This is a genomic window from Candidatus Obscuribacterales bacterium, from assembly GCA_036703605.1.
Lineage (GTDB): Bacteria > Cyanobacteriota > Cyanobacteriia > RECH01 > RECH01 > RECH01.
The window spans coordinates 34,900-49,269 of record DATNRH010001184.1; the positions used below are offsets into that span (position 1 = coordinate 34,900).

Here is a 14,370-nt window from a genome sequence, read left to right on the forward strand (position 1 = left end):
CGCGTTTGATTCTGCAGAATCAGGAGGGAAACCCATGGCGATGACAGGAGAAAACGTTGGGCTAGACAATGCTCAGTTCCGGGCTTTGTTTGAGAAGTCGTTGGATGCCATGCTCATCGCTGATGATCAAGGGCAATATGTGGAGGCTAACCCTGCAGCCTGTGATCTTCTAGGGCGATCGCGTGGGCAAATCATTGGCCAACACATTGCTGACTTTGTGCTGCCGGATCTTGATTTTGAGTCCGCATGGCAGCAGTTTCAGCAGCATGGGCAGCAACGGGGCGAAATCCAGATTTTGCGGGCCGATGGTTCGGTGCGGGACGTGGACTATGCGGCAACGGCGGATGTATGGCCCCATCACCATCTGTCCATTCTGCGAGACATCACGGAACGCAAGCGCCTAGAGCGAGACGTTCAGGATCTACAGCAGCAGCTTGAACGGCGCGCCCAAGATCTAGAGCAGCACAATGATCAGCTACAGGCTGAACAGTTTCAGCAAAAACAAGTAGAGGCAGCGTTACGGCAGAATCAAGACCAACTGCATGTCTTAATCGACGCTCTGCCGGTGTGCATATCCTATATCGATCGCCATCAGCGCTATCGGTATGTCAATGCCAATTACCAGGTATGGTTTGGGCAAACCCCGACGGAGCTTTACGGAAAAACCGTAGCCGATGTCGTAGGTGAGGCTGCTTACGGTATTGTGCAGGGCTATATTGAACGGGTGCTGGCGGGAGAAACGGTGACCTATGAGGTGACCGTACCGTTTCCGATCACTATTCGTCATATTCATGGCACCCTGGTGCCCGATTTTGATTCCCAGGGGCAGGTACAGGGCTACTATGCGGTGATCTTAGACTTGAGCGATCGCCATCGGCTGGAGCAAGCTCTGCAAGACAGCCAACGAAAATACCAGACCCTCTTTCAGATTTTGCCGGTGGGCGTTTCCATCCTTGACGCGGAGGGGCGTTTGGTGGAGGTGAATCCAGCCGCCGAAGATATTTCGGGATTTTCGTTAGATGAACTGACCCAACTCACCTACGATGCTTCGTCTTGGCAGATCATATGTCCTGATGGCAGCCCCATGCCGCCCTCAGACTATGCCAGTACCCAGGCGCTGCTGAAGAATCAGGTTATTCGAGGGCAAGAGCAGGGCATTGTGCGCCCAGACGGTCAGATTCGCTGGATCAGTGTGAGTGCTGTTCCTATTCCCCTGGATGACTATGGGGTGGCGATCGCCTTTGTTGATATCACGGAGCAAAAAGAGACAAGCCAAGCTCTACGCCGCAGTGAAGAGCAGCGCAAGCTAGCGGTCGATCTCTCCAAAACTGGCTGCTGGGAATTTAACGTGGCTACCGGTGAGGCTAGTTGGAATGACAACCAATTTTTATTGATGGGGTTATCGCCTCTGCAAGAGATCAGCCACTATCAAACATGGCGCGATCGCGTTCATCCTGATGATTTAGCCGAAGCAGAAGCTGTGTTTAACCTAGCTTTGGAGACTCAGACGGATCTAGAGGTGGAATATCGGGTGATCCATCCCGATGGTACGGTGCGCTGGATGCTCAATCGAGGGCGAGGCATTTATGGTGCAGATGGGACAGCGGAACGGATGGTGGGCATCATGCTCGACATCACCGATCGCAAACTGGCAGAGGAGGCGCTGCGGCAAGGCAAAGCCTACTTTGAGTCTTTGACGACAGCCATGCCTCAAGCGCTGGTGCGTAAGGATCGTGATGGGATCATTACCTTTGCTAATCCGGCGTTTTTAGCTGAGCTCAACAAGCCACAGGACGAGATCTTGGGGCGCACCGTCCATGACTTATATTCGCCAGAGCTTGCCAATCAATTTGCGGCTGAAGATGCCTATGTTCTAGAAACTGGGCAAGTTCTAGATGAGATTGTTGCCTGCCCTTCGCCCCAAGGAGACGTATCCTACGCTCAAGTACTAAAGTCTCCTCTTCAGGATGCCGATGGGCAGATGATTGGCATTCAGAGTATGTGTTGGAATATAACCGATCGCGTTCTCCTAGAACAGGCGTTACAGGCTTCTGAAGCCAAGCTCAATGCCATTCTTAACAGTACGGCTGCTGCTATCCTGAGTGTCCAAGTGTTTGCCGATCGCTCCTATCGGTATGACTACTGCTCGGCAGGCTGTGAATCCATATTTGGCTATAGCCCAGAAGCTTTGATTGCAGATTCACAGCTTTGGTGGTCGCGGGTGCATCCTGAAGATATAGAACAAAACATTCCACCTTGCTTTGAGAAGATCTTTGCGGAAGTGCCCTGCCAATTTGAATATCGGTTTTGTCGGGGCGATGGTACTTGGCGCTGGTTATCGGTCGTCGTCACGTCTCAGTGGCAGGAAGAGCTACAGGGATGGCATGTGACCAATGTCCATACCGACATTAGCGATCGCAAGCAGGCGGAGCTAGAGTTAGAGACCACCCGGCAGTTTTTGCAGCGCATTCTCGATCATTTACCACTGGCGGTCTTTGCGAAGGATGCCCAGACCCTCACGTTTATGCTTTGGAATCCTGCTTGTACTCAACTGATGGGCTATCTACCAGAGGCTGTTCTGGGTAAAACAGATTATGATTTATTTCCTGCTGAGCAAGCTGATCTTTGTACGTCTCAAGATCGAGAGGCGATCGCTACTGGACGGTTGATAGACTTACCTGAGGAAGTCATTGCCGCCCAGGATGGAAGTTTGCGCATCATCCACAATCGCAAGGTTGCAGTGTATGATGCGGACGGACAGCCCCAATGTGTAATTGGCATGGCTGAAGATATCACCGAACGACGGGCGGCAGAAATGGCGTTGCGCCAGCGAGAACAGGAGTTTCGAGCCCTGGCTGAAAATGCTCCTGATATGATTTTTCGCTGCGATCGCCAGTTTCGCTTTCTCTACGCGAATCCTAAGGGTGCAGAGCTGAGCGGGATGTCAGCAGAAGACTTTCTAGGACACACTAGCCGTGAGTTAGGATTTCCCGAGGCAATAGTCGAACGCTGGGAATCGGCTATGGATCTAGCATTCACGACGGCTCAAGAACAAACCCTTGAGTATGAATTTCCATTGCTTGGGGGGAATCATGTTTTCTATTCTCGCATTGCACCGGAGTTTTCGTCGGACAGTCAGGTGACTTCAGTATTAATTATCATTCGCGAGATCACCAATCTAAAACACGCTCAGCAACTGTTGCTACAGCAGGCAGAACAGGAACGTTTGCTCAATACCATCACTCAACATATTCGGCAATCTCTCAACCTAGATCATATTTTATCAACCGCTGTTCATGAGGTTCGATCCTTATTGCAAGCCGATCGTGTCGTTGTCTATCGATTTAACCCAGACTGGAGCGGCAATATGATCGCTGAGTCTGTTGTACCGCCTTGGCAGGAGATTCTAGACAGCAGTCTTCATGATCCTTGTTTTACTGGCACCTTAGTAGACGAGTATCAGCTGGGTAAGATTAACCGAATCGATGATCTCCAAAACTCACGTCTAGCACCGTGTTATGTAGCGTTGCTCGAACAACTGCAGATTCAGGCGAGTCTGGCTGTCCCTATTACATGGGAGAACAATCTCTGGGGATTGTTCTGTGTACATTATTGTGCAGCCCCCCATATATGGCAGCCCTGGGAAGAAGACTTGCTCCACCGTTTAACGACTCAATTAGCGATCGCTTTGCAGCAGTCAGAGCTGCATCAACAGGTGAAACAATGGAATCTCAAACTAGAGCATCAGGTGCAGGAACGCACGGCAGATCTTCAGCAATCCTTAGCGTTTGAAGCTACTCTCACTTCCATCCTAGATAAGGTGCGAGATAGCTTAGATGAAGAGCAAATCCTAGAAGCTGTGGTGCTAGAGCTAGGACAACGTCTGGGTGTGGAATGTTGTGATACGGGTCTATATAATGATGACTGCACCATTTCTACGATCGCTCACGAATTTGTGCGGCGATCGCTGCCATCCAAGAAAGGTCTGACATTTTTGATTGCCAACAGCCGTCAAACTGATGTTTATTCTGTTTTGTTTCAAGGACAAGCCTGTCACTTCTGTAATACCAATCCTTGCCGCTCTAGTGAAGAACACCCTTACTTAGCAGTTTTAGCCTGTCCCATTGTCGATGATCAGGGAATTTTGGGAGATTTATGGCTGTTTCGATCAAGATGGGAATCATTTAGCGAGGCTGAGGTGCGCTTGGTGAAACAGGTTGCCAATCAATGTGCGATCGCTCTGCGGCAGTCACGTCTTTACCAAGCTGCCCAAACCCAGGTGTTAGCCCTCGAAAAGTTAAATCGCCTTAAAGATGACTTTCTCAGCACCGTTTCCCATGAACTGCGCACACCCATGTCTAGCATCAAAATGGCGACAGACTTGCTGGAGATGCAGCTTCGACAGATGGGACTACTACCCCATGATTCCTATTCATCAACAGATCCGTTGGCGCATACTCCCTTAGCACGCTACGTTCAAATCCTCAAAGACGAAGAAGATCGGGAGATCAACTTAATTAATGACTTACTTGATTTAACCCGTTTGGATGCAGACATAGAACCCTTAGTGCTCACCTCATTGCACCTACAAGACTGGTTGCCCCATATTCTAGAACCCTTCATGGTGAAGGCACGGCAGCAACAGCAAGATTTGACCCTCACGCTTGATCCATCATTACCTCTTCTGATAACAGACTTATCTCACTTCCAGCGCATTCTGCATGAGCTGTTGACCAATGCTTGTAAGTACACTCCGGCTGGCGGCACGGTGAATCTTTCGGTGCGAGCTAACCTAGGTATTCTAGAGATCGTCGTGACCAATTCTGGCGTTGAAATTCCAGAGTCTGAGCGCGATCGCATCTTTGATCGTTTCTATCGCATTCCCAGTCATGATCCTTGGAAGCACGGCGGTACGGGGCTTGGTCTCGCTCTTGTTCAAAAGCTTGTGAACTGCTTGGGTGGGACAATACAGGTCGATAGTGGTGACCATCAAACGTGGTTTACCCTACGACTGCCGATCGCTCCATCCTAGGTTTGGATGAATCAGGGGCTGAACCTTCACTAAGAAACCCTAACACCTCATGCAAAACGTTGCGGCATCTGGCTGATCGTCGGCGTTGCCGGTGGCACTGTTGTGCTTGGCGCTGGATTTTTAAGAATGTCTACGGATATCTCTTAAAACGGATCGAATAGCCTTTTGGTAAGGATGTTTTGTCTTGATAGAGGAGGAATCTTATATGGACGCCAGTATAGCGATTCATGGGCTAGAGCACTACGCCCAGAGTTACAGCGTTGTTTTGACCTACCCTGCCAATAGCCAGCGGGTGTCGGGCTTGACCGTGGGCGATCAATACCCCGTGCTCAACCAAGTGATGACGTTGACATCGATTCAGATTGTCGATCAGGGGGGCGATCGCTCTTGGCAACTCTGTTTTGAGCCGGTCTAGTGTGAGCCGGTTGAATGTGAACCGGTCTAGCCTCAACCTGTCCCATGCTTGGGTAAGGAGCCTCAACCTTCTGGACGGTGGACTCGCTTGCCGGTGAGTTCCATGACGTTATGCTCTGCTCGCCGGTTGCTGGACGAACATCTCAATGCTGGCGGCTAGAAGTCTTGCCTGCCTGGGCAAAATGTCTAGACGGGGTCAAGCCTGCGACGCTAACTGTTGAGATAATCCGCATCTGCTTCGGGTAGCGATGGGTTAATGCTAATACCTGAGCCCATCTCAAAACCGGCCGGCGTACCCAAGCGCGGACGGATCTGGCAAGACCAGTGAAGCTGGGGCTCATTAGCTTTATAGCGAGCGGCGGTCATGATGGCAAAGTTATAGGCGGGATTGTTGAGCTTTTGGTAAAGCTTGAGCAACACCTGCTGGAGAATGTTGGCAAACTGAACAACTTGGTGGGGAGTGATTGTTCCAAAGTCAGCACTGTGAACCTTGGGCAAAATCATCACCTCAAAGGGCACCTCTGCTGCATAGGGTACAAAGGCGATAAACTCGTCATTTTCTGCAATCAGTCGTTGGCGATCGCACAGCTCAAACTCCAGCATATCGCAGTAGGCGCAGCGCCCCCAGTCATCAAAATAGCGTTGGGCTTCATCCTCTTGCCAGCGATAATGGCGTGGCACGATGGGGGTGCTGATGATCTGGGAGTGGGGATGGCGTAGGGAGGCTCCCGCCGTCTGCCCATGGTTGCGAAAAATGATGATGAATAGGTTTTGGGGAATTGCCATCAGCGTTAGATACCGCTGGCGATAGGTTTCTACCACCGTGCTGACGGCCTCCAGAGGCATGGTCTCTAAGGTTTGATCATGGTGAGGACTTTCAATCACGACCTCGTGATGACCATAGCCAGGCAATTCTAGATAGATACCTGTGAGCGATCGCAGGGGTTTGACATCGGGCGACAGGGCCGGATACTTGTTAGGAACAACCCTGGTTTGCCAGCCTTCTCCCGTAGCATCCATCAGTTCCAGCAAAATGGGTTCGTCATGGTAGTGGCAAAAGGGGCAGTGAGCCCGCTCCACATCGTTGGATGGCAGATGACTGGCGATGGGCTGAAAGTCTTGCGGACGCTGACGACGGCTGGGCGCATAAATCACCCATTCATGGGTCGCTCGGTTGAGGCGAATGTGGCTATTATTCATGGGAACGTTTGATGCAACGACTACAAGGAGCGATCGCTCCGTCTGCATCGTTGGGGGGCTGAACTCGATCGTGGTTTATGTGTTTCCTCAATTATCTAGGCTGTTCTTCCGGAACAGGGACGATCATGACCGAGCCTTAAGATATTGCAACGTCAGCCTGCTGCGCGAGGTGTAGATCTAAGTGTGGCTCCTGCTACTTGCCAATGCGGTTTCAAATCGTGCTGGGGAAGGGGGTGACCATGCGAAATGGCTTTTAAATGCATTGAATCCATCAAATGGGAGCATGTGCTATCCGGTCATCCATTGTTATGGTATTGATGCTGGCACAACCATAACCCTAAAGCGTTACGTTCATCTTCTATAGTTTGCTTTAACCCTAAGAGACTACATCCATGACTGTTAAGACTACTCTACTTGCATTCACCCTTGGCACCTTGGGAGCGATCGCGCCAACCTTGGTAGCCATAGCCGATCCAGTGGTAGAGGCTGAAACCACTGCCGGCACCAACGATAGTTTCGCGACCCGAGAAATGCTGCCCTCCGGTGCCTCCCATGTGCTCGGTAGCCTAAGTTTTGGTGCTGATTTAGAGGCCTACGACTATCAATTTTCGGGACAACTGTCGCCGGATGAAGCTGATTTCTACACCATTCCAGATCTACCCTCCAACCAACCTTTTTACGTATGGATCGATAACACCGCCAGTGGTGTTGATACGGTGCTGGGCGTGTTTGATGGTGAATCTGTCCTCCAAACCGATGATGATGGTAGCCCTGTTGGTAGTGGGCTAGCTTCTGCTACGGGAGGCACCGTCAGCGCTGACGGCACCATTCGTCTGGGCGTATCAGGCTTCCCTGATTTCAACTTCGATGGCATGTACGATGATCCAGGGTTCGGCATGGAACCTATGCCCCCCAGTGATTTCACTCCCCAGGGAGGAGACTACAGCGTCTACGTGCAGCTAGGCACCAACTCTGTTGCCAATGTGGATGCTGCCAGTGCTGACTATACCTTCACCGAAACTCTGATCCCCGGTGAAGTTGGGATGATTGCCTTGGATGATCTGCCTGCGGGTGAGCCCTTTGTGGTGTGGATTGACAACAGCGACAGCGGCATTGATACCATGGTGGGCATCTTTGACCCAGCCGGCGATCTCGTGGATCTCAACGACGATGGTAGCCCCGTGGGTAACGGACTGGGCTCCATCTTGACTGGATTTGTGAGCGATGACGGATCGGTTGATGTGCGAGTCACCCTGTTTCCCGACTTTGACTTCACAGGCGAATACATGAGCCAAGGGCCAGGAGAGATGCCTCCCTTTGAGCCAGGTCCCCATGGTGTAGAAGGCGAGTATGAGCTTTACGTGAAATTGGGGATCGATTCTCTCCCCGGTGATATAGATTTCTTGGTCTTCCCAGATTTGACTCCCGGCAGTGAGTTTGTGGCGGAAGTTACACTGGCTAATTTTGACCCCGTTTTGGGTTGGTTTGATGATGAGGGACAGTTGATTACGGTGGATGACGATGGCGGAGAGGGTGTCTATCCGCGCATGGTAGGTACGGTTCCTCCCAGTGGTAGCGTCACGTTGGCGGTAAGCTCTTTCCCTGATTTTGAATTTGACGGTAGTCATCAGGCCGTGAGTGACTATGTCGTGAGGTTTGAGGCTCCGTCCAACTAGGATCTCCCTAGCATGTTTAACCCAACGGTGATCTTTGTGTAGCGATCGCCGTTGGAGGTCGGTGACTGCACCCGTGCCTTCTCCTGGTCTAGAACGTTTAAGACAACCTGCTGCTCCCCCACGATGGAGCGATCGCTGGAGCCCGAACCTAGGTTCGGGCTTTTTTTGATGGATGGGGCCGTCTAGAACGATGACGTGCGAGCAAGGTTCCAATAGATACGGCTCTGAGGTGCCCCGTCTGAGTCAGGGATTTCATCGTTGATGTCCTGATCTCCCATACTAGGTCGGGAAGATAGGGATAGACGCTCAGTGGCCTGCGCCGGCGGTGTTGGCTAGACAGAGCAAAATTTTAAGCCAGGGCCACCGTTCGATTCATGGGGGCTTGGCAGGGCTGGGGATCTAGGCGATCGCCCTTGGGCAGGCGATCCCATGGCATGGAATCAATGATTCACAATGAGCAGGACGGGGGACACCTTGAAAAAATTTCATTGGCTAAATCTAGCGGAATATGCATCCTTGGTGGGCTTGGGGGTGGGTACCGTCGCATCGATTGTGTCGCAGCAGATGCTATTTACCTCAGCGCCACTGTCATTTTTGGTGTTGTTGAATCTTGCCAACCGACGACGTCTAGAGACCATGACCGGCAACGATATGGCGATCGCCATTGCCCAGGTGGATCAAAAGGTCAACAAGCATTTAGAACTCCTGGATCAACAGGTGCGATCGATGCCGACGGTGGAAGCGGTTGGTCATCTCCGGCAGTCGGTTTTGCGGAAAAATCGCGAGGGGTTGGAGCAGGTTGCGAATGGCGTTAAACGAATGCAGCAAGAGATGCAGCGTCGTTTGCAAGCCGTGGAAAAACGCAATGAAACGCTGAACTCAGAACAGCTTGTGCAGATTGCTGAACAGTATAGTGCTCTATCGGATTCCCTAGGGCATGTAACAGCCCAAGTCCATCGACTGTCCACGTCAGTGAACACAGATGGTGTGGGCAGTGATATTGCTCAGTTGAAATCGGAGGTGGGGCAACTTCAGGCCAATTTACAAAAGCTAGCCGATCAAACCCGTCCGACGCTCACCTCGGTGCAAGACCAAGTGAGTCATCTCAATCGCCAGATTCAAAAGCTGCCGCCACCCTTTGACTCTAGCGCCATGAAGGATGAGGTGGGTGAACTGATCAAAATGGTGTCAGACATGGTGCCCAAACGAGACTGGGGGGCGCTGGTAGCGGAGGTGCAGGCGCTGCACCGTCAGCAGGAAATGCAGGCTCAGGTGGATGAGGCCATTCGCCAAGATCTAAAATCCATCCATCTGAAGGTTAAGTCGCCAGGTGCGCCGGTGGACGTATCTGCCCTGCGCAAGCAAGTGCAAGACTTGGCTCAGCGTCTTGATTCAATGCCGCCCCCGGTGGATATTGCGGCCCTATCGAAGACCGTGGAACACTTAGTGGATAGCGTGAAGGGAGCGGTGCAGGATACGGTGCCGAGGCAAGATTGGTTGACGTTGCAGGCTCGTGTTCAGGTACTTTTGCAGCAACATCAACATCAACAGCAGGTGGCCGACGAGCTGCAGCAGGGGGTGAAACGTTTGGAGCAACAGCTTCAAGATATGCCTGCAGCTCCCCAAATGCGATCCCATGTGGAGCAAATTCTCCGGCAGCAGCTTCAGGAACTGGGGCAACAATTGCACCGCCAACTGCGCCAGCGCCCTTCGTCGCTTCAGTATGTGCCGTCTATGTCTCTCACCAACGGTAACGGTAAGTCCCATGCGCTCACAACCCACTCAGGGATGGATGGCGAGAGTTTGGATACCTTAGAGCCGGTGCATTCGGAGGAAGAGTTTCAGTTGCGCATTGAGTCCATGCTGCGCCAAGAGTTGGCGGATATTAATCAGCAACTGCAATCCTTACCCGATGGCTCTGACTATGAGTTTGTGTTTGATCTCGGTCATCCAGAACCGCCCACAACGTCTGCTCAGGTGACGGAAGCGATCGCCAACAACCGGGCGACCCTAGAAGCGGCCTTGGCCCAGACCCAAGAGCGGCTGATTTTGATTTGGCCTTGGTCGAGCCAGTGCGACTTAGATGACGCCATGCTGGCCCAGTTTCGCGCCATGCTGGATCGGGGCTGTCGTTTAGATATGGGCTGGTGTCATTTGGCCGATCGCACGGAGCCTCGGTTTTTGAGTGTGATTAATCAGCGGTGGTTCATCAATCCTCTAGAACGCGGTACCTTGCACAACACGCTGCAAAAATTCCTCACCCTCAAGCGCCAATATCCCCAGCATTTTCAGTTTAAAATCTTGGGTACCATTGAAAACTTCTTTGTATCCGATCAACAGTTTGCGGTGTTGGGCATCAAGGATACGCTGATTACCCAAACGGCCTTTCCCCATTTAGAACTGAAGTTGCGCACCACCGATTCGCTGGTGATTCAACGCTTGGTTGATCGTTTTGAATCGACGGAACTGGATTCTAACGATCTCGATGCCTATTGGAATCGAGCCGTGACCCGCTACGATCTGGGCGATAAGTCCGGGGCCCTAGCTGACTTCGAACATATTCTATGTTTGGCGTCTGATGATGCCCTGGCCTATACCTATCGAGCTTCAGTGCGCTATGACTTGGGTGATAAGGCTGGGGCTGCGGCAGACTTGGATGAAGCTCTGAATCTAGAGGCTAATCAGCCGACGGTCTACTGCAACCGCGGGCTCATTCGGGCAGAGATGGAGGATCATCATGGGGCGATCGCTGACTACAGTGCGGCTATCTGGGCCAAGCCTGATTTGGCCATCGCCTTCTTCTACCGAGGCTTGAGCTACCAAAAGCTGAATAACGCCACCGCTGCCCTCACGGACTACCACGAAGCGATTCGCCTAGACTCCGGTGCAGCGATCGCTTACTACCACCGCGCCATCATGGAGCAGAAATTGGGCGATCGCCTCAGTGCTTTGGCAGATTTTGAGAAGGCTGCCCAGTTGTTTGCCGCCCGAGGTAGCCAGGCTAATGCCCAGCGGGCCAAAGCCTGTTGGCAAAAGCTGCAGACTTCGTAGCTGCAGAATCCATAGCTGTAGGATCCGTAACGTGATGCTCTAGGGGAGGCGTTGCCAGTCTAGGGTCTGGGCTGACCAGCGTAGGAGATGGATGGGTTCTTGCTGGGGCCAAGTAGGAAGCCCTAGGGCACGGCGGGGAGCTAGGGTGGCTAGGGCGATCGCCTCGGATGGCTCACATAGACCCTGGCGTACAAGATACTGCACACCGGCCAGCAGGGGTAGAGTTGTGCCCGAGAGGGTGCCGTCTGCTAATCGGGCCGTGCCTTGAATCACCTCAATCTCTCGACTGTCCCAGGGGTAGCGACCATCGGGCAATCCTAGGGGAGCCAATGCATCGCTGACGAGAAAGAGACCTTGGGGATAGGGCTGGGGCGATCGCCCGCCGCGCCCTATGCGTAGGAGTAGATCAAGCATGGTGGGAGCCACATGCACCCCATCGGCAATCACACCGCAGAAAACCTGGGGATGGGTGAGGGCCGCGCCCAAAAGACCCGGCTGGCGATGATGCAGGCTGGGCATGGCATTGAAGGCATGGGTGACCATGGAGGCTCCCTGGTCAAAAGCTCGTTTGGCCTGCTCTGCCGTAGCTTGGGAATGCCCTAGACTTACGATCATGCCTTGGTTGACGAGGGTGGGAATCACCTGCCCACTGGGGTCGAGTTCTGGCGCTAGGGTGATCACCTTGACCAAGGATGTATAGTTGGCGAGGACTTGGGAGACCTGCTCTAGGGTGAGGGGTTGCAGATGTTCGGCGGGATGGGCACCCCGTTTTTGGGGATTGAGAAACGGCCCCTCTAGGTGAACGCCCAGAATACGTGCGCCGCGATCGCCCCCTTGGTCACGGAAGGCTGCTAGGGTTGCCAGGGCCCGGTGAATGTTGTCCAGTGAGGTGGTCACCAGGGTGGGCAAAAACGCATCCACGCCTTGCTGCCAGAGAAAGCTGCAGATCTTGTCTAGGGTCTCTAGGTGAGCGATCGCTAAGTCGGGAAATGCCAGGCCCAGCGCGCCATTGATTTGGAGATCCACCCCGCCTGGTGAAACCCAGTCGCCGCCTACATCCAGGCTGGCATCATCGGGGGCGATCGCTTCGTCCATGGGCTGGATGCGGGTCAGCCGTCCAGCGGTTAAGCAAAGTTGGTGAAGTCCGTCGCGGTCGGGTAGGCGAGCGTTGATAATAGTGGAGGATTGGGCAGCCATGGGCAGATATCTAAACGCCGATCTGCTCCAATCTTCCCACAGTCGCTTGCCCCGCATGGGGTATCTGGTGTTGAATTCTATGACCCATCCGTTTGTTGGCATCATCATGGGCAGTGACTCCGACCTGCCCACTATGCAGGCGGCGATCGCCATCTGTGAAGACTTTGGCGTGCCCCATGAGGTGGCGATCGTCTCGGCCCATCGCACCCCTGAGCGCATGGTGGACTATGCCCAAACCGCCCACACCCGAGGGCTCAAGGTGATTATTGCAGGAGCCGGTGGCGCAGCCCATCTGCCAGGCATGGTGGCTGCCCTCACGCCCCTGCCGGTGATTGGGGTACCGGTGCTCACCCGCACCCTCAACGGTGTCGATTCCCTATACTCCATTGTGCAAATGCCGAGGGGGATTCCGGTGGCCACTGTGGCCATCGGCAATGCTCAAAATGCTGGCCTGCTGGCGGTGCAAATGTTAGCCAGCCATGACGCTGCGCTGCTGGAAAAGGTGCAACAGTATCGACAAGCTCTACAAACCAGCGTCATGGAGAAACAGGCTCAGCTTGATGAGCTAGGATATCAGGCATATTTAAAGGAGATGTAGAAGACTGGCTTAATCCAACACGATCGGGGATTGGGGCTAGAACATCTTGGACATAGGAAGATTAGCCGGTAGGAGATAGAAGGTAGGAGGATGACGTCCATCTCACTTAACGCCTAAGATCCTGATGGCTCAGACTTTGCCTGCCCTCACCGATCGCCTGTCCATAGCTCATGGAGTAGATTTCAGCGGTGGACACAGAACATTTGTCTTACCAACAGCGGCTGCAGCAGTATCGAGAACAGTTTACCGAGGCGGTTGCCCAAAATGCCCATCGTGATCCACAGATGCGATCGCGGTTTAATGAGCTGCGTCAAACTTTGGATCTCAACCCTCTGACGGTGGGTGAGCTGGAGCAGAGTATCATCCAAGACCATCTGTCTGCCGCTGATCCGTCTGGGCTGGGTGATCTAGTGCCTCGCAACACGCCTCAATCCCCGAGCGATCGCCCTGTGGGATCGGCCGAGGAGCGATCGCCCGATCCCCAAGATACTCCTCCGCCGAGCGATCGCCCCCCGGTTCAGGATAGGCACCCATCGCCGAGCGATCGCCCCCCGATGGCTGACACATCTCCCTCTACATCTGGGATGCCAGGGAGTCAATCGCCTGAGGCAGAGGAGCGATCGCAACCGGAGTCGCCGCCAGAAGAAGACTTTTCCGTAGAACCTACGGATCCTCAACCAGACTGGGTAGAGCGCTATAAAAAAGCCGTGTGGGATGCCACCCAGCGGGCCCTACCGATTCGCGATGAGGATCGGCATCATCTAGAGTCTCAGCGGCAGGAGCTTGGCCTCACCCTAGAGGAGGCGGTGCGCTTTGAGGCAGAAGTGATCGACCAGGTAAAGCAAGAGGAAGATGAGTATCAACATCGTTGTCAGCAGTATCAGGATGTGGTTAGGGAGGTCTGCGCTGTTGAATGGCCCCCAGGAGCCTATGCTGAGCACTATCTAAAACAACGACAGCAGGACTTGGGTATCCACGATAAGGATCTGTTGATGCTAACGGAACCGATTGTCAGCGCTGTTCAAACAGAAACTCAGCCCCCTCCTTCTGTCCAGCCTGCTGCTGGGGAGGCGAGGGATGGGGAAGAGGCGTCTCCCGAATCGTTGAGCCAAGAGTCGTCTGTTGAGGCGCGACAATCCAGTACGGCATCTAGCCATGAGGACGATGGGCAGATGAAGGCTAGTCCCTTGATGCCTTCCGTG

The 14,370-nt window shown here is 53.2% G+C and carries 8 protein-coding genes; 6 read left to right on the top strand and 2 right to left on the bottom strand.

All coding sequences use genetic code 11. From position 1 onward, the window contains the following. Positions 1-34: 34 nt before the first annotated feature. Positions 35-5,032, top strand: coding sequence for a PAS domain S-box protein (locus V6D20_24635; GenBank protein ID HEY9818969.1), 4,998 nt, complete (start codon positions 35-37; stop codon positions 5,030-5,032). 205 nt (positions 5,033-5,237) lie between these two features. After that, positions 5,238-5,447 (top strand): hypothetical protein, encoded by a 210-nt coding sequence (locus tag V6D20_24640; GenBank protein HEY9818970.1) that lies wholly within the window; start codon positions 5,238-5,240, stop codon positions 5,445-5,447. A 209-nt stretch (positions 5,448-5,656) separates the two neighbouring features. Here the strand turns inward: V6D20_24640 and galT are convergent, their stop codons facing one another. Further along, positions 5,657-6,646 (bottom strand): galactose-1-phosphate uridylyltransferase, encoded by a 990-nt coding sequence (gene galT / locus V6D20_24645; protein HEY9818971.1) that lies wholly within the window; start codon positions 6,644-6,646, stop codon positions 5,657-5,659. Between the two features lie 392 nt (positions 6,647-7,038). Here galT and V6D20_24650 point away from each other — a divergent pair, with 392 nt between their 5' ends. Beyond that, positions 7,039-8,322 carry a hypothetical protein gene (locus V6D20_24650; protein HEY9818972.1) on the top strand — a complete coding sequence of 428 codons (1,284 nt, stop codon included), beginning with the start codon at positions 7,039-7,041 and terminating at the stop codon, positions 8,320-8,322. A gap of 474 nt (positions 8,323-8,796) precedes the next feature. Next, on the top strand, positions 8,797-11,373 hold the full coding sequence (locus V6D20_24655; GenBank protein HEY9818973.1) for a hypothetical protein: 2,577 nt from the start codon (positions 8,797-8,799) through the stop codon (positions 11,371-11,373). Between the two features lie 39 nt (positions 11,374-11,412). Here V6D20_24655 and nagA read toward each other — a convergent pair whose 3' ends face one another. After that, a complete protein-coding gene (nagA, locus tag V6D20_24660) occupies positions 11,413-12,570 on the bottom strand; it encodes an N-acetylglucosamine-6-phosphate deacetylase (GenBank protein ID HEY9818974.1) in 1,158 nt (385 codons plus the stop codon). Positions 12,571-12,649: 79 nt separating this feature from the next. Here nagA and purE point away from each other — a divergent pair, with 79 nt between their 5' ends. Continuing rightward, complete coding sequence (gene purE / locus V6D20_24665) at positions 12,650-13,168, top strand: 5-(carboxyamino)imidazole ribonucleotide mutase (GenBank protein ID HEY9818975.1); 519 nt, start codon at positions 12,650-12,652, stop codon at positions 13,166-13,168. Between the two features lie 188 nt (positions 13,169-13,356). Continuing rightward, the coding region (locus V6D20_24670) for a hypothetical protein (GenBank protein ID HEY9818976.1) at positions 13,357-14,370 on the top strand (1,014 nt) is incomplete at its 3' end.